We start from the raw sequence: 21410 nt of genomic DNA, 5'->3' as shown, positions 1-21410 counted from the left end.
CATGCGCGATCTTGCCGCCGCGCGTGCGCGCTACGTGGAGCGGATTGCCAGGCGCGAGCGGATTTCCTCGCCCCGCCTGCTCGAGGCGCTCGCCACTGTTCCGCGCGAGGATTTTCTGTCGAGGGGGCCCTGGCGCATCAAGAGCGAGGCGGCGCGCAGCTACCGGCTGACGCCCGACGCGGATCCCGTTCATCTCTACGACAATGTGCTGGTCGCGATCGACGCCCGCCGCAAGCTCGACACCGGCTTGCCGAGCCTGTGGGCGCATCTCATCGACATTCTCGACGTCAGGGAGAGGGACCGCGTCGTGCAGATCGGCTGCGGACTTGGCTATTTCTCCGCCGTGCTGTCGAAGATGGTCGGTCCAAGGGGCAGCGTACGTGCGATCGAATGCGACGAGCGGCTCGCGGCCCGAGCGGCGAGCCACTTGCACGGATATCGCAACGTCACGGTCGTCAACGGCGACGGATGCAAGGACGTCGGCGAACCCGCCGACGTGATCATCGTACATGCCGGCTTCCCGCAGCCGCACCCGCTCTGGCTGCAGTCGCTCCGTCCGCGCGGCCGCCTCCTGGTCCCGCTGACGCAGCGGGATCGCGAAGGCGCAGCCCTCAGGATCACGCGCAAGGGCAGGGGGTTTGAAGCCGAGGCAATCCAGCAGATCCGGATCTTTCCCGGCCAGGGCCGCGGCACGACCGCCCTCGACGACCGCGTCGCCGACTGGTGGCAGCGAGCATCAGCCCTGGCACCGCTGCGCTTTCGCAGCCTCGCGCAGGGCCTGCCGGCGGATGGCTAATGCTTCGTTTCATTTTACCTTGATTGCGATCGCAAGTTTCCAACGCGCCACATTGCCGCTATGAGTGCGGCCTGACTGCCATTCGAGCGCGCGCCATGCATTCCGTTGCCCTGCTGACTGCCAGCTACGCCAAGGATATCGAGCGCTTTTCGCTGCTCAGCGAGAGCATCGACACCTGGCTCTCGGGATATACGCGGCATTATGTTCTCGTTAACGATGAGGACGTTCCGCTGTTCGCGCGGTTCGCCTCCGACAAGCGGGTCATCGTTCCGGCCTCGCGCTACCTGCCGAAATGGCTGTTCGCGGTGCCGCCGGCCCTCCAGTTCCTCAGCAGCCGGCGTGTCTGGCTGTCGCTGCTGTCGTCACCCGTGCATGGCTGGCACATCCAGCAGATCCTGAAGATCGCCGGGGTCCTCAATACGCCCGAGCAGCGCGTCTGCATCCTGGATTCGGACAATCTGTTCTTCCGCGAATTCGACGTCGGCCAATACGCCGGCGGTGAGAAGACGCCGCTCTTCGTCACCCGCAGGGCGATCGGCGCGGACCACCCGGTGCATGGCGTGTGGCTCCGCACCATCGATCAGCTTCTGGGTATCAAGGAGCGCTCGTTCCCGGCGGACGATTATGTCGGCAACGCGCTGGTCTGGGACAAGGGCACCGCGCGTGCGATGACCGACGCCATCAAGTCGGCGACGGGCCTCAGCTGGGCGCTGGCACTGTGCCGAAAGAAGAAATTCTCCGAATACCTGCTGTATGGCAATTTCGTCGCCAATTCGCCCGAGCATCTGGCGACCCATCGGGTCACCGAAGACAGTATCGCGGTCTCGCACTGGGACGACACGCCGCTCGACCGCCCGGCGATCGAGGCCATGATGCGCACGGCCTCGCCCGAGCAGGTCGCGCTCTGCATCCAGTCCTATTCGTCGACCTCGATCGACGACATCCGCGACGTGTTCCGCCTCTCCTCGCGCGACCGTCGCAGTCCGAGTCTTGCTCCCGATCACATCGGAGATGCGCCCGCGTTCGAAACGCCGAAGACGCGCTGAGGACCAGCGGCTCAGGCGTCCTTTGTGAACTTGCTGATGACGTCCATGAACGGCTTCGGCTTGAACTCGCCGTCGAGCGGCAGCGGGCGGTTCGGCTGCTTGTCCTTGCGGGCGAAGGTGCCGTTGATCCAGCTGTAGCGGTCCGAGATGCCCCAGGTCAGGATCGAGCGCGCCGGGCCGCTGGTCGAGATCGCCGTCAGCAGGTCGTCGACGCGCTTGGCGACGATGGCGTCGCGCTCGGCCGGATTGCCCGCCAGCTTCTGGTCGTCGACGTCGAGCTCGGTGACCAGCACCTCGAGTCCCCAGGAACGCAGCTCGGCCACGAATTCGGCGAGCCCGTGCGTGTCGATCTCGAGCTCGGCGTGCAGATGCGACTGCAGGCCCACGGCGTGGAGCGGAACGCCCTGGTCGAGCAGGTCCATGATGAGGTTGCGGTAGGCTGCCCGCTTGGCGATGAACGAGTCCTTTGCCGACTCGATGTCGTATTCGTTGATCGCGAGCTTGACCAAGGGATCGGCCGCAGCTGCCGTGCGGAACGCCAACGGAATCCAGCCTTGACCCAGATGCTGCGTCCAGAACGTGTCACGCCGGTCCTTCGGACTGCGGGGATTGTCCGGAATCGGCTCGTTCACGACATCCCACGACGTCAGCTTGTCCTTGTAGTAGGAGACGACGGTGCCGATGTGATCGCGATACGCGCGCTCGACGCCCTTGGAATCCCTGATCTGTTTGGTCCAGTCCGGAATGTCGTGATACCAGGCGAGCGCGTGGCCGCGCATCGTCAGGTCGTTGTCTCGCGCGAAATCAAGGATCGCGTCGGCGCGTTCGAAGGCGAACGTATGGGCGTCCGGCCGCAGCATCGGCCATTTCAGCTCGAGCACCGGCACCACCTGGGTGCAATAGGTGCTGATGGCCTCGCCAAGCCTGGGATCGGCTTGCAGGTCCCAGAGCGTCGCCGCAGCGCCATAGCCCGGCCGGCGCTGGGCGCGTTTCGATGCCGGCACGGCGGACGCGGATGAGCCCGCCGCGAGGGCGGCGGCGCTGCCGAGGAGAAATTCGCGTCTGTCGAGCCCGGTCACGCGTGACGCTGCATCGCCGCTTCCGCGATCTCGTAGTAGTGAAGCGCGCCTTTCTCGAGCGTCAGGTGGTCCAGCACATAGTCGCGCGGCGCGAAGTCCCCCGCGCCGACGCGTGACCAGAAGTCGTCCCAGCCGGCGGTGAATCCGCTCGCATCGGTGAAGGTCATGCCACAGCGCCCGTCGAAATAGGGCACCGAGGACACGTCGCCCTCGAACCTCACCTTGTCCGGGAAATATTTCGGATCCTGCCACGGCCCGCCGCGATCCCAGGCAAAGACGGGAACGCCGCTCGACAGCGCCTGCTGGCAGGCGATGCCCTGGCTTTCGTGCTCGCAGAGGAAGACCATGCTGCGGCAACGCGCCAGCGCGGCCTTGTAATCGTCTTCCTTGTAGTGCCCGTAGCGGATCACTTCGACGGTACGTCCGCTTGCCTCGAGATGCCTGCGGATCGGCTCGATCAGCTCTCGCTCGTACCGTCCCTGATCCCAGCGGACCTTGTCGTAGAGCAGCACGTCGACGCTCTTCCGATCCGCCGGCGCGGGTGTCCAAAGATCGGTCTCGATGCCGACCGGCCAGGCGCCGACATGGGGCCAGTGCGGACGGAACATGTCGGCATACCAGGCGCACGGCACCAGCACGCGCCTGACATCGAGATCCTTCAGGCTCTCCGGCGCATCGATCGGGTGGTCGTACATGGCGACGCCGAGCAGGAGCGGGTTCTTCCACTTGAACCAGTCGAGCACGAACGGCCGGCCGATGATGCAGGCCAGTTCCTCGGGGTGCTTCCGGATGTGGCGATAGTCGTTGACGCGGTAGCGGATGCCGAGCCGATCGAGGCCTGCGCACAGATTGAGCAGGACGCGCCGCTGGCCGCTGATGAAGGACTTGCCCAGCAGCAAACGTCGCAGCAGCGGCCGGAGATGGCGGTCGCCGGGAAACCAGCGGTCGTCCCGTTCTTCGAAAAAGAGGTTGAGGACCATCCTGTCGCGGCCTCCTGCGCCGAAATCCGAAGGAACCGCAGGCACGTTGGTGCCGCGACGCGGCAGCGAGGCCGGTTTCAGCCGGGTTGGTTCGGCAACGTCCATGTCGGTCACATCAGCGCATCGGAGGAGTCGAGCGACGTTTCGCCATCATTGCTTCTTTTCCGTGATCGCACCGGCCGCTTCAAGGACAGGGCAAATTTAACGCTAACGCGCGATAACCGCGCGCTCGCTCCATTCGCGGTCCGATTTGCAGGCTTATGCAGCTATCTTCGCCGATGCCAGCGGCGCAATCCGATTGTCGCACCAAAGTCCAACTGCCTTAACGTCTCGTTAATCCTGATGGCCGCCGACGGTCCCGTGCCCGCATGCTGAACCGCCATTTCTCGATCTATCTGGTCGCCTACATCCTGCCCGCGGCGGTGGGCTTTTTCGCGGTCACCGCCTATACGCGGCTCCTGAGCCCGGCGGAATACGGCGTCTATGTCGTCGGCATCAGCCTTGCGGGCATTCTGGGCGCGATCTTCTTCGCCTGGATCAAGCTGTCGGTGTCCCGCTATCAGGCGATGTCGGCGGAGGTCGATTTCCGCGGCACGGCGATGGTCGCCTTCGCTCTCACGGCCGCGGTGCTCTGCGCCACCACTCCGCTGGTCGTCCTGCTCCGCAGCGACGTCAGTGTCGAACTGCTGCTCGCCAGCATGTTCGTCGCGATCATGGCCAACGCGGTCGATGTCGGCCAGGAGTTCGAGCGCGCCAAATTGCGCCCCTACCGGTTCGCGGCGATCTCGATCGTGCGCAGCGTCTCCAGCGTCGGCTTCGGTCTGCTCGGCATCTGGCTCGGCTGGGGTGGATTGGGACTGCTCGCCGCGTTTGGTCTGGGGTCGCTCACGGGCATCATCCTGAACCTCGTCGGCGACCGCACCAGGATCGCGCGCTTCCAGCGCAGCCAGTTCATGCAGCTGGCGCGCTACGGCCTGCCGCTGACGCTGGCAGGATTGTCCGTCGCCGTCTATTCGGCCTCCGACCGGCTCATTGTCGCCTATCTGCTCGGCAAGGACGCTGCCGGCATCTTCGGCGTTGCCGCCGATCTGCCGCGCCAGTTCATGGTCATGATCGCATCCAGCGTTGCCGCGGCGACCGTGCCGCTGGTGTTCCGGTCATTGTCCGAGAACAACGGCGAGACGACACGCGAGCGGCTGACCGAAAGCCTCGAGCTCCTGCTCGTCGTCGTTGCACCCGTTGCGGTCTGGCTCGCGCTCGCCGCGGACCAGGTCGCCGGCACGCTGGTCGGCGTCGACTTCCGCGCCGGCGTCTCGGCGCTGCTGCCGACCCTTGTGCTCGCCCGCTCCTTCGGTATCGCCAACCAGTTCTACGTGCAGATCAGCTTTCAGCTCGCCGAGCGGCCCTTCATGCTGTCGGCGCAGTCCTTCCTCACGCTCGTGGTCAGCGTGATCCTGATGTTCGCGCTGATCCCCGGCTATGGCCTCCACGGCGCGGCGCTGGCAACGCTGGCGACCGAGGCGATCGGCTTCCTCGCTGCTGTCGTCCTGATGCATCGGGCCCACCCGGTTCCGTTCGAGTTCAACCGCCTCGCCGGCGTTGCCGTTTCCGCAGCCGTGATGGCGGCCGCGATCCTGATCGCGCGATCGCAAGTGGGTGGCACCGGCCTCGTGTCGCTCGCGATCGTCAGTCTCGCCGGTGGCCTCGCTTATGCGGCTGCGGCCTGGTTGCTGAATGTTGCGAACGTGCGAACGTTGTCGCTGCGCTTCCTGCGAACGTTGAACCGCAAGGCGCTCGGCGCTTAGCGAGCGTGCCGCCCGGCGTCGGCCCGTAAGGCTGCACCAGGGGTTGCCCGGACATTCTGCCGCAGCGATCAGGCCGGCTTCGGACCAGCCTCGGCCCTAGGCCGCCTTCCGCCTGCGCAAACCGTCGTATATGAGAGATTTGTCGCGGGAACATGCCGAATCTCGCCACAGACGGAACGTAAGCCGGCTGCGATTTCTTAATCCAATGATTCCAATCTGACGCGTGATCGACACGGGCGGACTGGCATTTCGACCGAGGATGGCATGAAAAACCGACTGACGACGGCGAAATCCACCGTGGCGATGCGGCGTTGGGTGCCTTCCGGAATCGTGGCCTTGGCGGCAATGGTCGCATTGACGGCGACCCCGGCAACCGCGGCCAAGCAGCCGCGCCAGGCGGCCGAGGCCGTGGCGCCGCGTGTTGCCGGCGAGCCGATCATGGCGATCGTGTCGATCAAGAGCCAGCAGGTCACTTTCTACGATGCCGACGGCTGGATCATGCGCGCGCCGGTGTCGACCGGCACCACGGGCCGCGAAACGCCGGCCGGCGTGTTTGCCATCGTCGAGAAGGACAAGGACCACCGCTCGACCATGTATGACGATGCCTGGATGCCGAACATGCTGCGCATCACCTGGAACGGTATCGCGCTGCATGGCGGACCGCTGCCCGGCTATGCCGCCTCGCACGGCTGCGTGCGCATGCCGTTCGGCTTTGCCGAGAATCTGTTCGACAAGACGAATATCGGGATGCGTGTGATCATCTCGCCGCACGACGCGGTCCCGGCCGACTTCTCCCACCCCTCGCTGTTCGTGCCGAAGCCGGACGCCATCGCGGCAGTGCCCGGCCTGGCCGACAAGCTCTCCGCCGAGGCCGAGGAGGCCACGAGGGCAGCCGATGCGGCCAAGAAGGCTGCTTCCGCTGCCGCGAAGGAAGCTGCCTCGCTTCCCGCCGCGCTGCGCAAGCTGGAACAGCAGAAGACCCGCGCAGATGCCGAGCTCGCCTTCGCCGACAAGACGCTCGCGAACGCCAAAACCGATCAGGCCCGCGCCAAGGCCGAGGAGCTGCAGCAAAAGGCGGCGGCCAAGGCTGCCGACGCGGCAACGCAGCTCGACGCCGCCAGGGCCGCCGCGCAGCCGAAGCGCGATGCAGTGGCCGCCACGAAGGAAGCCGCGAAGGCGGCCGCGACCCGGAAAGCCGACGCCGTCAAGGCGGCGACCGACGCGAAGCTCGCAGGCGAGCCGGTCTCGGTCTACATCAGCCGCGCGACGCAGAAGCTCTACGTGCGGCGGAATACGCACAAGCCGGCGCCCGACGGCGGCGGCGAGGTGTTCGACACCAGCATCGAGGTTCCCGTCACGATCCGTAATCCCGACCAGCCGCTCGGCACGCATATCTTCACGGCGATGGCGAAGACCGATACCGGCCTGCGCTGGAACGTGGTCACGATCGAGAACGGCGACGAGGCGAGGAACGCGCTCGACCGCATCACCATCCCGCAGGACGTGTGGGATCGCATCGGACCGACCGCGTTGCCGCGCTCGTCGATCGTCGTCTCGGATGAGCCCCTGAGCAGCGAGACCAATTACCGCACCGAGTTCGTCGCAGTGCTGAGCAACGAACCGCAGGGCGGTTTCATCACGCGCAAGCCGACCGCGCCTGCCATGATCGCGAGCGATGACGGCTGGGACAACGGCGGTAACGGCTTCTTCTTCTTCCAGCAGCGAGATCCCTACGTCCAGCCGGCCAATCCGCGCCGGCGCAGCCAATATCAGTACTATCAGCCGGCGCAGCCGATGCAGCGCGGCTTTTGGTAGGGAAGCCGAACTTGCCTGCGGCGTAGGCTTATGGCCGTGCCGTGATCACCAGGGCCTGGATCTTGGCTTCGACCGGTCCGGACCCATGGCGCGCGCGGATCGCAGTGGCGACAGCGTCCGTCGCTGTCTGAAGTTCGCCGCCGCTTCTCGCCTCGATTTCGCCGCGTAGCGGCGTACCCTGGCAATAGGCGAATGCCACGAGGTCGGGCGACGGTGCGCGGCTGGTGGCTGCCAGCGTTTCGATCGAGACGTTGCCGAAACCTGCGCGTGCGAGATCGGCCCGTATGATCGCCTGGTCGAAATAGCCGTGCGGCGTCCGCGCCATGAAGCGGGGCGGATCGTCGGGAAACAGCTTGCCCAGCGCGGTCGTTGCGTCATCGGCGAACACGTTCTCCTCGATGCGGTCCCAGACATTGAAGAGAAACGTGCCGCCGGGCTTCAGGACGCGCTTTGCTTCCGAATAGCCCTTGACGCGGTCCGGAAAGAACATGACGCCGAACTGGCAGCAGACCACGTCGAACTCGGCGTCGCCGAACGGAAGCGCCAACGCGTCCGCCTGGCGCCAGGAGATGCGGTCATCGCCAGCCTGACGCTGCGCCGCGACCGCGAGCATCGGCTCGTTGAGGTCGGTCGCAACGTAGCGGACGCGGCCCGGCAAAGCCGCCGCCACGGCGCGCGTCACGGCGCCGGTGCCGGACGCGATCTCGAGCAGCACGGAGGGCGAGAGCGCGGCGACGCGTCTTGCGATGTCGTCGGCGTAACCGGCGAAGATCATCGGGACGAGATGCTCATCGTAGAGTTTTGGGATCGAGCCGGCGAAAACCTTGTCAGTGTCGGACATGCCTGCCTCGCTGAAGGTTCGGACGTGAGGCCCAACCTTACCACGGATGCGCCGGCAAGGATGTGAAATAGACCAGCTCAGCATGGCGTTGCGCGCTCTCAGCGAACATCGGCAAAGCCGGTCATCGCGCCTTACGATCTTCCGCCGCCGACCTCGATTCGACGATGGCGGCGCCGTCGTCTTCATCTCGATTGCCGCGCTGAAAGCCGGCTCGCAGATGGCGGTGTACGATTCCTCCAAGGCCGCGCTCGGCGGCCTGATGCGCAACATCGCCCATCTCGGATCGCGGCGCGGAATCCGCGCCAACCTCGTCTATCCCGGCCTCGTCGACACCCCCAACGGCCGTGAGGCCGCGCCGGCCGCCCCAACCGCGGCAAGGGCCATGTTCCCTTCGGCCGCCAGGCGACCGCTTGGGAGATCGCCTATGCCGTGCTGTTCTTCCTCTCGGACGAAAGTGTCTACGTCACTGCACAGACCCTCGCGGTCGATAGCGGCTTGAGCGGGATGTGAGAGGCCTAAACGGCCAACCGCACGCGCTGACGTGATCCTGAGGTGCTCACCTTGCGATGCATCGCATCGCAAGGTGAGCCTCGAAGGATGGGCCACAAGCGCCCGCGGCCCATCGTTCGAGGCGCGCAAGGGCGCGCACCTCAGGATGACGGTCGTGCGTGTGGATGCACGACATCGCGCGCGCTCATCGCCCGCGCGACCGCGCGCGACAAACGAGATGGTCGAGCGAGATGTGCCCCGGCCCGTGAGCCATGATGCCCAGCGCCATGGCGGCCCAGGTGAGATGGATGGGCCAGCCATCCGGCACCGTGAGCTCCACGATCAGCGTCATGAACAATAGCCCGAGCGCCGCGAACCGCGTGCCCAGTCCCAGCACCAGCAGGACCGGGAACATGATCTCGCCCGAACCCGACAGGAAGGCCATCACCGTCGGTGCCGGAAAGTGATAGGGCCCGCCCGGCAGATGCAGCATGAATTCGTCGCTGAACAGCGTCACGGCGGTGTCGTTGAGCCTGAGGAAGCCGTCCCATTTGAGCATGCCCGAGCGCCAGAACGGCACGGCCAGCGCGACCCGCAGCACAAGCTGGACCAGCGAAGGAACGGCAATCATTTGCACCAGATGATTGGCCCTGTCGACGAGCAGTCCTGGCGAGAGCGAGCCGCTGTCGGTGCTCATGTGCTGGTCCGTGATCATCATTGGTCTCCGCAAGCGAGCGAGGTGAAGGCGCCGGCCTCGATCAGTCCGGCGATGTTCGCGGCGATGTCGAATTCGCTTGAGGCTTCCAGCGCCGACGACGCGGCCTCGCCGAGCGGCCGCCCCGAGATCAGGCGGTCTGCGAACACTGCACCGCCCGGCGGAAGGCGGCGCACGGTAACGTCGAATTCGGGGCGCGTGATCAGGGCATCCTCCGGCGTGGAGGCATCGATGCGCGCGACCGGCGCATCGTCGCGGTTGGCGGCAAAGATCGTCACGGCCGCGTATTGCGAGCGAAGGCATCGTGCGGCCGGGTGTGGAACGAACACCAGATCGGCCAAACGGTCGGGCGTCACCGCCGACAGCCGGGCCGGCGACAGCGGAAGCGCGTCGGCAGCGTGATAGGCATCGAGCCAGGCGCGTTCGATGCGGGCGACGTCGGGGAGCCAGGGCATGGCCTGCGCATGCTCATACCGCGCCATGAAGTCCGGGAAGTCGCGGCCGTATTCGAACAGCAGCGGCGAGGCCGGCGGATTGCTCCGGACGTGGGAACGCGCCATGGCGCGGAAGAAGTCGGCGCCGGTGATGCGCTGCACTGCCGGATAGATCGCGGCCAGTGCGTCGATCAGGCTGACCGTGACGTTGTTGCGGTAGACGTCGTAGCGCCGGCCGGCGGCCTTGCCGTTCGGGCCGGTCACGCCGTCGGGCGTGCTGCGCGCCGGATCCAGCAGCGCCGGCGCGAACGAAGCGGCGAAGGACAGGCCGGCTTCATGCGGCATGACGCTCTCCTGCCGGCACGGCGGACTGATGACGGTCGAGGATCGCCTGGGCCGCGATGGCTTCTGCCTGCAGCACCGGCCAGTCCGGTATCTTGCTGTCCCACTCGATCAGCGTCGGCACCGCGCCGCGGCGCCGGATCACGATCTCGTAGAGCTTCCAGACGGCGTCCGCGACCGGACCGTCATGGCTGTCGATCAACAGCAGGTCGCCTTCGTCGTCGGCCTGCTCGGCATGGCCGGCGAGATGAATTTCCCCGACTCGCGACAGCGGAAACTCCGCAAGATACTCGAGCGCCGAGAAGCCATGATTTGTCGCGGAGACGAACACGTTGTTGACGTCGAGCAACAGGCCGCAGCCGGTGCGCTCGGCAACGGCGCGGACGAAATCGGTCTCGCTCATCGAGGACTCGCGAAACGCGACATAGGTCGACGGGTTTTCCAGCAGCAGCGGGCGACGGATCGCCTCCTGCACCTGGTCGATGTGATCGCAGACGCAAGCCAGCGTCGCCTCGGTGTAGGGCAGGGGCAACAGATCGTTGAAGAAGCTGGTCTCATGCGTCGACCAGGCGAGATGTTCGGAGACCAGCGCCGGCTGGTAGCGCGCGACCAGGCCGCGGAAGCGCGCCAGATGCGTCTTGTCGAGCGGCCGGGGCCCGCCGATCGACATGCAGACGCCGTGCAGCGAGAGCGGATGGTCGCGCCGGATCGCCTCCAGCGCACGATGCGGTGGGCCGCCGGCACCCATGTAGTTCTCGGCGTGGACCTCGAAGAAGCCACGCCGAGGTCCGCCCTCGAGGATTGCGGGGAGATGCTCGGGCTTGAAGCTCGTCCCGGCAACGCCGCCGATGGGCGTTGCGAAGCGGAGCGGCGCGGCCGCAGGTCCGGTCGACTTGGTCACCGTGCTCATCGTGCTGCTCCGTTCGTGCTTGCCGGCGACGTCGCGCCGGCCGTTACACCGGCTTGAGCGAACCTTTCTTGCCGTTCGGCAGTTCGATGCTGGTGCAGGTGCCGCCCTGCACGAATTTCCAGGCGTTGCCCTGGAAGTCGACGGTCGAGGTGCCCTGGCAGGTCGTGCCCGGACCCGCCGCGCAATCGTTCTGGCCCTTCAGTGCGACGCCGAAGCACTTTTCCTTCTTGGCGGCGACGGCCGCATCGCCCTCGGCCTTCGTCAGTGGCCCGGCGGCGGCAAGGGTCGCAAGCGCGGTCGACATCGCGCCGGCGAGGACGAGAGAGGTGACAGCATGTTTGGCAGACATCGAGTTCTCCTGTTCGAGATGGCATCGCCTGATAGGCGGCTGCGCATGATCTCTTTCGCTCCGCTCGCCACCTGCGTTACCCGCAGGCCGCTCACGAATCCGTGAGACCGATTGGATCGGGCGCACGGGCGGTGCGCTCGAGCGGGGATTAGCGGGCAAGCGTCGGCTCGAAGCCAATGCCCAGCTTCTATCGAGACGGTAGCCAGCGGGCATTGGCTGCGCGCGCTCGCTCCTGCCAGACGTAACGAACGAGCGCCGGCGGCGTAAGACATGTCAGTGACTCGCAACGAGGCGCGAAAGCAGCGATGAATGTCGATCCCGAACGACGGCTTCGTGCGATCGCAGGGCTGACGGTCAGCATCCGCCTTGCGGTCTCCGCGCTGGTCCTGGCGGCAATCCTGTTGACGGCCGCGCTGTCGAGCCTGTTGTGGTGGCGCACGGCGGAAGCGACCAGCCGGCAGCTCGCCTCGACCATCAACGAGCAGATCGTGGCGGCCGTGCGCAAGGAGGTGTCGGCCATCGTCGACGAGGCGCGCGCCGCCCATACTGCGATCCGCACGCTCTTTCTCCAGAACGTGCTCGACACCCGCGAGGCCGACAAGCGCGAGTTCGTCTTTCTCTCGCAATTGCAGTCGCAGGCGACGATTTCCTGGGTCGCATTCGGCTGGCCCGACGGCTCCTTCTTCGCCGCGCACAAGCTCGGCGATCGCCGGCTGGAGATGATGGAGATCTCGCTGACCGACCATGCCGGCCAGCGCCGCGTCGATGAGTATGACGTGGTGCCCGGCGACATCGAGTTCGCCAACCGCCGCTTCGAGCCGACCTCGTTTCGCGTCGCCGACCAGGCCTGGTTCAAGGCCGGGCTGACCGCGGATGATCCGCAATGGTTCAGGGTGCTGGACCATGCGACCGGCGTGCGGCCGTCGATCGCCTTTGCGGGGCCGATCGATGTCTATCAGGAGCGGCAAGGCGTACTGGCCGTCGTCATCGAATACACCAGGCTCGCGCGCTTCCTGTCGCAGCTCGAGGTCGGACGCACGGGAACCGCCTTCATCGTCGATGGCAGCGGCGAGCTCGTCGCGGCGCCGGACAAGGAGGCCGACGAGCTCCATCCGGCGCGTGGCGACACTGCGCTGCTGCCGCTCGCGCGCCTGGCGCTCGGCAAGGCGGGTGAGGCAGGCGGCAGGGAGGCCTGGCGGAGCCGGCTCATGTCGGGCGGCGCCGCCTATGAGGTCGCGCTGACGCCGCTGCCGTTCCCCGGCTGGTCGCTCGCGACCGTGATCCCCGAGGCCGAGTTTCTCGGGCCGGTCGAGACGACGCTGCGGCGTCTGATCCTTGGCCTTGCCATCGGCGCCGTGCTCGCGGCGCTGGCCTCGGCGATGCTGGCGCGGTCCGTCATCGCCGCGCCGCTGTCACGCGTCGTCGGCGAGCTGCGCCATGTCGAGGCGTTTGCGCTGGAGCAGGTCCGCCGCCATCCGTCGCGGCTCAGGGAAATCGCGAGCCTGTCGGGCGCGATCGCCGAGATGGCGGCCGGATTGTCCGCCTTCCGCAAGTTCATCCCGGCGGATCTCGTCCGCGGCCTGCTGCGCCAGGGCGTCGAGGCGAGGCCCGGCGGCAGCGTCCAGGAGCTCAGCGTGATGTTCATCGACATTGCCGGCTTCACCGGGCTGTCCGAGCGGCTGGGCGACCGCGTGGTGCCGCTGCTGTCGCATTATCTCGACATCACTTCGGAGATCATCGTCGCCAATGGCGGGACCATCGACAAGTTCATCGGCGATGCCGTGATGGCGTTCTGGGGCGCGCCGCAGCCGCAAGACGATCACGCCGCGCGATGTTGCCGTGCCGCGCTCGCCTGCCGGAGCGCGATCGAACAGTCGGGCCTCGTCGACGATCTCGGCCAGCCGCTCCAGATCCGCATCGGCATCAATTCCGGCCGGATGCTGGTCGGCAATATCGGCTCGGAGCTGCGGCTGAACTACACCGTGATCGGCGATGCCGTGAACGTCGCCAGCCGGCTCGAAGGCGCCAACAAATCCTACGGGACGCAGATCCTGATCGGCGCGGCGACCGAACGTCTGGCGCGCGGCGTCGTCATCACGCGCGAGGTCGACAGCATCGCGGTCTACGGACGCGAGGAGGGGATCTCCGTCCACGAGCTGATCGGGATTGCGGGCGAGACGATCGACGCTGGCGATGCCACCGGCTGGATCGCCGATTACGAGCGCGGCCTCGCCGCCTATCGCGCACGCCGGTTTGCTGATGCGCTCGCCGATTTCGAAGCGGTGCTGAAACGGCGCAGCCACGATCGTCCGGCCGCCTTGATGCGCGACCGCTGCCGGCAGTTCGCCGCGAGGTCGCCTGATGACGCCTGGCGACCCGTGGCGGCATTGACGTCGAAATAACAACGTGAACCCAATTCGCGCTTCAGCGGCTGACGTGAAACCGGTGGCAAAGCCGCTCCATCCCGCGCATGATGTGGACATGAAAGCAACACTGCTCAAGCCTGACGACTACACCCGCTCGCCCTGGAAGAACGGCGGCGGCATCTTCACCGACATTGCGGACGCCCATCGGGACGATGCGCCCCGGAAGAATTGGGACAGCCTGCTGTGGCGATTTGCTTCGACGCCGATCGTGGCGCCCGGTCCCTTCTCCTACATGCCCGGTATCGACCGCTTGCAGATGGTCGTCGATGGGCGCGGGCTGGTGCTGAAGTCGTCCACGCAGGAATTCGACGAACGTGAACCTTTTACGACCGTGCGCTTCACCGGCGAGATCGAGATCGTCACCGAGCTGGAGGCCGGTCCCGTCGAGGTCGTGAACCTGATGGCGCGGCGCGGTGCGGCCGAGATTGATCTCGTCGCGCTCAGGGAGCCCGGCGAGCGGCCGCTCGCGGTGGGCACCCATCTCGTCTACGCCGCGCGCGGTGAATGCCGCATCCGTCTCGACGGCGAGAATTTTACGGTTCCCAGCCAAGGCACGCTGAAGGTCGAGCTGACGGAGCCGGCGATGCTTGCGCTCGTCTCGGGCCTGGCGGTGCTGGGATCGATCTGGCTGCTCGCTTAGGCGGCCGCTGTGCCGGTCGCCTGCTGCGCACAATCCATGCAACTGGCCAGGTTGACGCCGCCGGGCCGGAGCATGATATCTGCTTCGGTAGCAGACCGCAGCTCGTAGGGGCAGAATATGACCGCGCCAGACAATCTTGCCCCCACGCCTGCCGACGGCGTCATCGACTGGCTGACCAACGGTACGCGCGACGAGCGCTTCATCGACGACATCTTCGCGCAGATGTGCATCCGCCTGCAGCAGGACGGCATTCCCGTGAAGCGGGCGACGCTCCACGTGTTGATCAATCACCCGCAATGGCTGGGGGCCCGCATGATGTGGTCCGACGGCAGCCGCGAGGCCGAGATTGCGCTGGTCGACTATGAAGTCCGCGAGCGGCCCGAATATATCGGCAGCGCCGCCCACGAGATCCATGACGGCGCCACCGAGCTGCGCGAGAGGCTCGAGCAGGATTCCTCGCTCGGCCGCAAGCACGCCCTCTATGACGAGATGCGCGCCAAGGGCCTCACCGATTATGTGGCCTGGCCGCTCTACCATACGCTCGGCAAGCGGCACATCGTTACCTTCGCGACCGACCGGCCCGGCGGTTTCGCCGATGCGCATATCGCCGGTCTCAAGAAGTTGCTGCCGGTGCTGGCGCTGGTCAGCGAGATCCGCATCAAGAACCGCCTGGCCCGCACGCTGCTGGAGACCTATGTCGGCTCCCATGCCGGCGAGCTGATCCTGGCCGGCGCTACCAGGCGCGGCACCGGCACCACGGTCCGCGCCGCGATCATGATCTGCGATTTGCGCGATTTCACCAAGATCTCCGACAACTGGCCGCGCGACGACGTCATCGACCTGCTCAACGACTACTTCGACGCGATGTCGGAGCCGATCGCGCGGCACGGCGGCGAGATCCTGAAGTTCATCGGCGACGGACTGCTCGCGATCTTCCCGCTCAGCGCGCCCGGCGCGTGCGCGAACCTGCTGCATGCCGTGACCGAGGCCCGGCAGGCCATGGCCGCGCTGAACGAACGGAACAACGGCACCGGCCGCGCGCCGCTGAACTACGGCATCGGCGTCCATGTCGGCGACGTCATGTACGGCAATATCGGATCGACCAGCCGGCTCGACTTCACCGTGATCGGCCCGGCCGTCAACATGGCCTCCCGCCTCGAGGCGCTGACCAAGACGATCGGCAAGAAGGTGCTGCTGTCGCGTGCCTTCGCCGAGCTGGTGGAGAAAGAGTTCGCGCTGGAGCATGTCGGCCGGCACGAGGTGCGCGGCTTCAACGAGCCGATCGATCTGTTCGCGTATCCGGAGTGAGGGCGCGACGTGCGCCCGCGCCTATTTGCGGTTCGTTCCCATCGTGCCGGCGCCCGGTGCGTTCATCTGGCCGCCCTGGCTTTGCCTTGTGTCGTTGTCGCCGGGACGCTCTGTCTTTGATTTCGCCGGTGCGCTCGAGCCGCCGCTGTTGGCGTCCGATGACGTGTTGAGGCTCGATGCGCCCGCGCCCGTCGCGCCGCCTGTTCCGGTTGCATCGATGCTCGATCCGGTTCTGGAAGCACCCGCGCCGCCTTGGGCGAACGCGGAAGGTTGAGACGCGAGAGCTGCAACGAGCCCCGCAAGAACAAGCGCTTTCATGTTCGCTCCTTTCGCTCGCGGTCAGGCGGCCCCGGCCGTCCGGGGGCGGTTCATGCCGGGGCCGCCATTGCCGGAACAAGTGGGATCCGGCGCGGGCCAATGCGCGGGAACGCCTGGTCGTTCCAAATCCTGCGGGGCGGCGGCTGGCGCTAGGCCGACCAGCGATCCTGCTCTTCCCGGTGCGCGTGCTCGTTCAGCCGGTCGGCGATCTCATTCGCAATCTGCTCCGATTCGGCCTCGGCGACGGGCTCGCCCTTGTGCGTCTTCAGCTTGTCCTTGTCGGCTTCGATTGGGAAATCGTCGGGCTTCAGTTCGTTATCCCTGGTCATGACACGCCTCGCGCGGTTCTCGGCAGAGGGAAAACGCGCGTGAAGGCGGATCGTTGCGTCAAGGATGAAGCTTCGATCGACCGAGCAAGTCGGGCGCCGCCGATCGCCGGGGGGGCGCGGCACCAACGTCCGCGCCCCGAGATCGATCGTTCATGGCCGTGATGTGCAAGCGCCAGGAAACGGGAACTGCCTGTTCCGCCTATTTCTCGACCGCCCCGGACCAATCCTTGAAGCCGCCGACGTTGTAGACCTTGTCGTAGCCCATATCCTTCAGCACCTTCCCGGCCAGCGCCGATCTGCCGCCGGACGCGCAATAGAGGATGACGGTCTTGGTCTTGTCGAACGCCTTGTCGTGATAGGGCGACTCCGGATCGGCGCGAAACTCCAGCATGCCGCGCGAGACGTTCACGGCGCCCGCGATCTTGCCGCTGGCGGCGACTTCCGGCGCATCGCGAACGTCGACGACCAGCGTGTCGCCGTTCTTGATCATCTCGGCTGCCTGGTCGGAGGTGATCTTCGGGACCGCCGCGTTCGCAGCTTCCAGCATTTGCTTGACACTCGTTGCCATGGTTTCTCTCTCCTGCCCGCCCCCGCGGGAGGATAGCACATCGCTTTTCGCTGCGCCTCCTCCAGTCGATGGACGCCGCGCCGGGCAGACCGGCGTTAGCCGGCCCGTCATGTGCCGGGCCGCGCGTCGTGCGGATGCGCAATTGAGGGCGGCTTGGTGAAAGAGATCGCCGCGCAGGACTCGTAGACCGGCTTCGTTGGCGGCTTGGACGACGAATGCCGCCCGCGTCATCGGGAGGCGAGGCAAGCCCCGGTGCAACAGAAGAGGTGATCGGCGACATCAGGCGCGACAGCGAGAGGAGACGTCAATGCCAACCTGCTCTGGAAATCCTCATGCTCGAACCGGGCGCTGCGCCGTCTGTGACGGCCGGTTCGGCCTGGTCAGGTATTACGCGTGGCGCAAGCCGCTCTGCTCGAAGAAGTGCGTCGAACGTCTCGCGACCCGCCGCCGCGACGACCGCGACTGGTTCGGCCGTGTCCCGATCGCCATCGATCTATCTCCAGAAAACCGCGCGAGGATGCTATGACCCTAGAGATGTCACGACGAGGCAAGCAATACATGGAAACGGCGCAGAGCCTGCTGCGCGCTGCGATGAGCATGACCGACGAGGTGGTCGCGACGCGCCTGAAGCTGCTGGCCGACGACTATCAGCGCCGCGCCGAAAAGGCCTCGAGCGTCGATGCCGCCAAACCGGCGCGCTCGGCCGCCAGGCCCGAATACGATTGGTCGAAGGAGCTCGCGTGAGATGATCAGGATCATCGCCGTGCTCTGCAGCCTCTCGTCTCCGACCGACTGTCATGAACAAATCGTCACGACCTCGGACTTCGCCGACGTCACGATGCAGTCCTGCCTGATCGGCGCGCCGCAGCTCGCCGAATGGATGGCGCAGCATCCGGCCGAACGCCTGGCCGGGTGGCGCTGCACGATCGGCAAACAGGGCGGCGGCCGAGGAATTTAGGCTGCGGGCCTGGGGTGCAGGGCAATCGCAAATGGCGTCTCCTTCAGGCGGAGGCCAGGCACATCGGTGCCCGCCGAGACTGCTGCCGCGCACTCCATCCTCATCCTGAGGGCCCGCCAACGGCGGGCGTCTCGAAGGATGGCCAAAGCGACGTCGCTTCCACATGCGATTGCTCTGCAGGGCGGGGGCGGGACGGGGAGTCCGGTTGCCAACGCCGGGTCGTGCGGTTAGCTTTTGCGACAAGCTACGCAAACGGTCTTTGGCCGCACATTCATGCCGAAATTCCTTCGCATCGGTGTCCATCAGTCGAACGTCTCCGGCTACACGTCGAAGGCGTGGTGCGTCAGGCGCGTTGGCTCGGCGGTCTTCCTGAAATGGGGCGCGGTGGAGGTGCATGGCGCCGGTGCCGGGCGCAAGGTCTATTGGTCGCGTCTGCCGCAGGAGAAGACGGTCCGTTGCGGCACCGCGCAGCGCGCGCAGGACTACACGAAGGCCGCGATCGCGCGACGCCGCAATCATCGCTACGAGCCGTTGACCGGTCCCATCGCGAACCGGCGTCCCTCGGCCGCACGCGGCGCCGAGCTCAAGCAGGCGCTCGCCACCATCCTGATCGTCGACATCGTCGGCTCCACCGCGAAGGCGGCCAAGCTCGGCGATGCCCGCTGGACCAAGGTGATGGGGCACTATTACGCCGCCGTCCGCAAGGAGCTGAAGACGTGCGGCGGCAGGGAGGTCGTGACCACCGGCGACGGCGTGCTCGCGACCTTCAAAAAGCCCGCCGCCGGCATCGCCTGCGCGACCGCGATCCAGAAGGCCATGCGCACGCTCGGCCTCGAGATCCGGGTCGGCCTGCACGCCGGCGAATACACCATCAGCGGCGGCGAAATGGTCGGCCTCGCCTTCCACATCGGCACCCGCGTCGCCGCAAAGGCGCGCGCGGGCGAGGTGCTGGTGTCGAGCGCGGTGAAGGAGCTGATGACGGCGCAGTCCGCGATCAGCCTGAGGGATCACGGCGTGCACCGGCTCAAGGGCGTGCCGGAGAGGTGGAGGTTGTGGCGGGTGGAGGGGTGAGGTGCAAAGGAGCACGGCGCGTGATGCGCGTGTCACCCCGGATGACGGCCTTGGCATCTTTGCGCTTGCTCAGCCTTCGAACCGCCAGTTCGCCGTCACCCAGCGATAGCCGCCGTCCGTTTTCCTGATGTTGCCGATGCCCGGAAACGGAAAATGGAACCCGAGCACCGGGATGCGGTCCGCCGCGGCGCGGTCGAACAGGCGCCTGCGCGACTGCAACGCGGAGTCGGGATCGAGATCGGGGCCGGGCCGCCAGGCATTGTCGATGTTGAGCAGGGGGCTATACGCGGCATCGGATGTGATCAGCAATTGCTGCGCACCGGAATGCACCAGGATCGCCGACATGCCCGGCGTGTGGCCGCCCGCTGCGATCGTCGTGAGGCCCGGCAACACTTCGCTGCCCGGCCGGTACAGCACGGCAGACTTGGCCACCGGCGCCACGCTGCGCTTGATGTTGGCGATGAAGGTGCGCCGGAAGTCTTCCGGCATCGGTAGTCGCGACAGGTCCGGCTCGCCCCGGATAAAGAAGGCAAAATCGTCCTCGGGAAGATAGACGGCCGCCTTCGGAAAAGCGTTCGATCCGTCGGCGCGGCTGAGATTGCCGACGTGATCGGGATGGGTATGCGTGATCACGATGGCGTCGATGTGCTCGGGCTCTACGCCGATCGCCGCAAGATTGCGGAACAGATGTCCGCCATCGGGGCCGAGGGTTTGCGCTGCACCGGCCTCGATCAGGATTTTCCTGCCGCCGGTTTCCAGCAGAAGCGTGTTGAGGTTGAGCCTGAAAGTGTCGGTCGGCAGGAACGCATCGCTCAACGTCCTGCCAAGTTCCTCCACCTGCGCGGTAGAGGCGTAGATGCGCGGATTGCCGCTCAGCGTGCCGTCGCTGACGACGGTTGCCTTGATCTCGCCGACCCGGAAGCTGTAGTGGCCGGAATTGGTCTTAGGCGCCGGCGTTTGCGCGATCGCTGTCGGCATGCCCAGCAGCGGCGTCATCGCTCCGGCCGTGCTGCCGGCGAGCAGGAGGCGGCGACTGATGTTCAGATGGAATGGCATGACGGCTCCTCCGGCCTGGCGGCGATGGCAGGCTGTGTACGCCCACCTGGCGTCATCCACAAATATCATGATAGAAATTGCATTATGCGTTCAATGGATTTGGCGAAGGTCGATCTCAATCTGCTCGTGGTGTTGCATGCGCTGCTCGAGACCGGCAGTGTCACGCGCGCCGCCGAGCGTCTCGGCAGCAGCCAACCGGCGATCAGCCGTGCGCTGGCAAAGCTGCGGCGCCTGTTCGGGGACCGGCTGATGGTGAAGACGGCAAGCGGCATGATGCCGACGCTCCGTGCCGAGGCGATGCGCGAGCCGCTGGCGACCCTGCTCGGCGGCGTCGAGACATTTCTCCACAAGCCGAAGTTCGATCCGTCCGCCACCGACCGCGTCTTTCGCATCGCGACGACCGATTATGGCGCGCTCGCCATCCTGCCCAATGTCGCCGCCCGCTTTGCGCGCGAGGCACCCGGTGCGGCGATCGAAATCGTCAGCTTCTCGCGTGATGTGTTTCGCATGCTCGCCGACGGTCAGGTCGATTTCGTGCTGTATGCCGACAATCCGGTATCCGGCTCGTTTCGGGCGCGCGAGCTGTTTCGCGAAAGCTTCGTGACGCTGGTCCGGCAAGACCACCCCTTGCTCAAGCAGATGCGCGGGGCGAAGGACGTGCTGCCGATCAAGCTGTTCACGGCCTGGCCGCACATCGTGGTCAGCATTTTCGGCGGGCAGGGCGGGCCGATCGATACCGCATTGGCCGAGCGCGGCTACAAGCGGCACGTCGCGCTGCGTGTTCCCTATTTCGCAACGGCCGCGGTGATCACGGCCGCGTCGGACTACCTGGTGACCATGCCCTCGCGGGCGGCCCGGCAACTCGCGCCGCGGCTCGGCCTCGCGATGCTGAAACCGCCGGCGCAGGTGACGCCCTACGGCTATCGCCTGCTCTGGCACGAACGAAGCCACGACGATCCCGGCGCGATCTGGCTGCGCCGGCTCGTGATTGATGGCGTCAAGTCGGCGGGAGCGGGGGCCTGACCCCAAAAATGGAGCAAGACGCCGCAAGGCGTGCTCGTCATGAATGTTGCTCCTGATGTCGGAACCCAGGCCGGCCGTTCGTCTTGAATCCGAGCCGCCTCGAACCGGAGTT

General features: G+C 66.3%; 22 protein-coding genes and 1 pseudogene. 12 read left to right on the top strand and 11 right to left on the bottom strand.

The genetic code is table 11. The annotated features are described in order from the left end of the window. Position 1: 1 nt before the first annotated feature. The gene (locus tag IVB23_RS12630) at positions 2–796 is read left to right on the top strand and encodes an rRNA adenine N-6-methyltransferase family protein (protein WP_247803778.1); all 795 of its coding nucleotides are present in this window, start codon (positions 2–4) and stop codon (positions 794–796) included. Between the two features lie 95 nt (positions 797–891). Beyond that, a complete protein-coding gene (locus IVB23_RS12625; protein ID WP_247803777.1) occupies positions 892–1842 on the top strand; it encodes a DUF6492 family protein in 951 nt (316 codons plus the stop codon). A gap of 11 nt (positions 1843–1853) precedes the next feature. On the opposite strand, the gene IVB23_RS12620 is transcribed toward IVB23_RS12625, so the two are convergent. Together IVB23_RS12620 and IVB23_RS12615 are read right to left on the bottom strand one after the other, a co-directional pair. After that, complete coding sequence (locus IVB23_RS12620; RefSeq protein ID WP_247803776.1) at positions 1854–2921, bottom strand: endo-1,4-beta-xylanase; 1068 nt, start codon at positions 2919–2921, stop codon at positions 1854–1856. Then, positions 2918–4006: a glycosyltransferase gene (locus tag IVB23_RS12615; RefSeq protein WP_061879365.1), complete on the bottom strand. Its 1089-nt coding sequence runs from the start codon at positions 4004–4006 to the stop codon at positions 2918–2920. The genes IVB23_RS12620 and IVB23_RS12615 overlap by 4 nt, the downstream gene beginning before the upstream one ends. A 263-nt stretch (positions 4007–4269) precedes the next feature. Here IVB23_RS12615 and IVB23_RS12610 point away from each other — a divergent pair, with 263 nt between their 5' ends. Together IVB23_RS12610 and IVB23_RS12605 are read left to right on the top strand one after the other, a co-directional pair. Next, the gene (locus IVB23_RS12610) at positions 4270–5706 is read left to right on the top strand and encodes an oligosaccharide flippase family protein (RefSeq protein WP_247803775.1); all 1437 of its coding nucleotides are present in this window, start codon (positions 4270–4272) and stop codon (positions 5704–5706) included. A 264-nt stretch (positions 5707–5970) separates the two neighbouring features. After that, positions 5971–7521 (top strand): L,D-transpeptidase, encoded by a 1551-nt coding sequence (locus tag IVB23_RS12605; RefSeq protein WP_247803774.1) that lies wholly within the window; start codon positions 5971–5973, stop codon positions 7519–7521. A 28-nt stretch (positions 7522–7549) separates the two neighbouring features. Here the strand turns inward: IVB23_RS12605 and IVB23_RS12600 are convergent, their stop codons facing one another. After that, positions 7550–8362: a class I SAM-dependent methyltransferase gene (locus IVB23_RS12600; protein ID WP_247803772.1), complete on the bottom strand. Its 813-nt coding sequence runs from the start codon at positions 8360–8362 to the stop codon at positions 7550–7552. Positions 8363–8513: 151 nt separating this feature from the next. On the opposite strand from IVB23_RS12600, the pseudogene IVB23_RS12595 reads away from it, so the two are divergent. Next, positions 8514–8872: pseudogene (locus IVB23_RS12595) on the top strand (SDR family oxidoreductase); the annotation flags it as partial. 184 nt (positions 8873–9056) lie between these two features. Here the strand turns inward: IVB23_RS12595 and IVB23_RS12590 are convergent. From IVB23_RS12590 to IVB23_RS12575, 4 genes are read right to left on the bottom strand one after another with little or no spacing between them, the layout of a single operon-like run. Next, on the bottom strand, positions 9057–9566 hold the full coding sequence (locus IVB23_RS12590; protein ID WP_247804832.1) for a DoxX family protein: 510 nt from the start codon (positions 9564–9566) through the stop codon (positions 9057–9059). After that, a complete protein-coding gene (locus IVB23_RS12585; protein WP_247803771.1) occupies positions 9566–10345 on the bottom strand; it encodes a DNA-binding domain-containing protein in 780 nt (259 codons plus the stop codon). The genes IVB23_RS12590 and IVB23_RS12585 overlap by 1 nt, the downstream gene beginning before the upstream one ends. Continuing rightward, a complete protein-coding gene (locus IVB23_RS12580; RefSeq protein ID WP_247803769.1) occupies positions 10335–11252 on the bottom strand; it encodes a DUF692 domain-containing protein in 918 nt (305 codons plus the stop codon). The genes IVB23_RS12585 and IVB23_RS12580 overlap by 11 nt, the downstream gene beginning before the upstream one ends. A gap of 43 nt (positions 11253–11295) precedes the next feature. Further along, positions 11296–11601, bottom strand: coding sequence for a DUF2282 domain-containing protein (locus IVB23_RS12575; protein WP_061879360.1), 306 nt, complete (start codon positions 11599–11601; stop codon positions 11296–11298). Positions 11602–11906: 305 nt separating this feature from the next. Here IVB23_RS12575 and IVB23_RS12570 point away from each other — a divergent pair, with 305 nt between their 5' ends. The 3 genes from IVB23_RS12570 to IVB23_RS12560 all read left to right on the top strand — a co-directional run bounded on the left by IVB23_RS12570 (position 11907) and on the right by IVB23_RS12560 (position 15975). After that, positions 11907–14003 carry an adenylate/guanylate cyclase domain-containing protein gene (locus tag IVB23_RS12570; protein ID WP_247803767.1) on the top strand — a complete coding sequence of 699 codons (2097 nt, stop codon included), beginning with the start codon at positions 11907–11909 and terminating at the stop codon, positions 14001–14003. A gap of 79 nt (positions 14004–14082) precedes the next feature. After that, a complete protein-coding gene (locus tag IVB23_RS12565; RefSeq protein WP_247803765.1) occupies positions 14083–14667 on the top strand; it encodes a HutD family protein in 585 nt (194 codons plus the stop codon). A 117-nt stretch (positions 14668–14784) separates the two neighbouring features. Next, the gene (locus tag IVB23_RS12560) at positions 14785–15975 is read left to right on the top strand and encodes an adenylate/guanylate cyclase domain-containing protein (RefSeq protein WP_247803763.1); all 1191 of its coding nucleotides are present in this window, start codon (positions 14785–14787) and stop codon (positions 15973–15975) included. Positions 15976–15996: 21 nt separating this feature from the next. On the opposite strand, the gene IVB23_RS12555 is transcribed toward IVB23_RS12560, so the two are convergent. The 3 genes from IVB23_RS12555 to IVB23_RS12545 form a co-directional block, all read right to left on the bottom strand. After that, entirely contained in the window at positions 15997–16293 is a 297-nt protein-coding gene (locus IVB23_RS12555; protein ID WP_247803761.1) for a hypothetical protein, read from the bottom strand. Between the two features lie 149 nt (positions 16294–16442). After that, positions 16443–16622: a hypothetical protein gene (locus tag IVB23_RS12550; protein ID WP_247803759.1), complete on the bottom strand. Its 180-nt coding sequence runs from the start codon at positions 16620–16622 to the stop codon at positions 16443–16445. Between the two features lie 199 nt (positions 16623–16821). Continuing rightward, positions 16822–17190 carry a rhodanese-like domain-containing protein gene (locus IVB23_RS12545; protein WP_028180978.1) on the bottom strand — a complete coding sequence of 123 codons (369 nt, stop codon included), beginning with the start codon at positions 17188–17190 and terminating at the stop codon, positions 16822–16824. A 534-nt stretch (positions 17191–17724) separates the two neighbouring features. On the opposite strand from IVB23_RS12545, the gene IVB23_RS12540 reads away from it, so the two are divergent. The 3 genes from IVB23_RS12540 to IVB23_RS12530 all read left to right on the top strand — a co-directional run bounded on the left by IVB23_RS12540 (position 17725) and on the right by IVB23_RS12530 (position 19219). Beyond that, positions 17725–17934 (top strand): hypothetical protein, encoded by a 210-nt coding sequence (locus IVB23_RS12540; RefSeq protein WP_247803757.1) that lies wholly within the window; start codon positions 17725–17727, stop codon positions 17932–17934. A 1-nt stretch (position 17935) separates the two neighbouring features. Then, on the top strand, positions 17936–18148 hold the full coding sequence (locus IVB23_RS12535) for a hypothetical protein (protein WP_197967483.1): 213 nt from the start codon (positions 17936–17938) through the stop codon (positions 18146–18148). 273 nt (positions 18149–18421) lie between these two features. Then, the gene (locus IVB23_RS12530; protein ID WP_247803755.1) at positions 18422–19219 is read left to right on the top strand and encodes an adenylate/guanylate cyclase domain-containing protein; all 798 of its coding nucleotides are present in this window, start codon (positions 18422–18424) and stop codon (positions 19217–19219) included. A 69-nt stretch (positions 19220–19288) separates the two neighbouring features. On the opposite strand, the gene IVB23_RS12525 is transcribed toward IVB23_RS12530, so the two are convergent. Next, positions 19289–20215: an MBL fold metallo-hydrolase gene (locus tag IVB23_RS12525; RefSeq protein ID WP_247804831.1), complete on the bottom strand. Its 927-nt coding sequence runs from the start codon at positions 20213–20215 to the stop codon at positions 19289–19291. 144 nt (positions 20216–20359) lie between these two features. On the opposite strand from IVB23_RS12525, the gene IVB23_RS12520 reads away from it, so the two are divergent. Then, entirely contained in the window at positions 20360–21298 is a 939-nt protein-coding gene (locus IVB23_RS12520) for a LysR family transcriptional regulator (RefSeq protein WP_247803753.1), read from the top strand. The last annotated feature ends 112 nt before the right edge of the window (positions 21299–21410 follow it).

It is taken from the genome of Bradyrhizobium sp. 191, from assembly GCF_023100985.1.
In the GTDB taxonomy this organism is placed as follows: domain Bacteria; phylum Pseudomonadota; class Alphaproteobacteria; order Rhizobiales; family Xanthobacteraceae; genus Bradyrhizobium; species Bradyrhizobium diversitatis.
The sequence above is the reverse complement of the archived record's forward strand: the minus strand, read 5'-3'. Positions and strand labels throughout refer to the sequence as shown.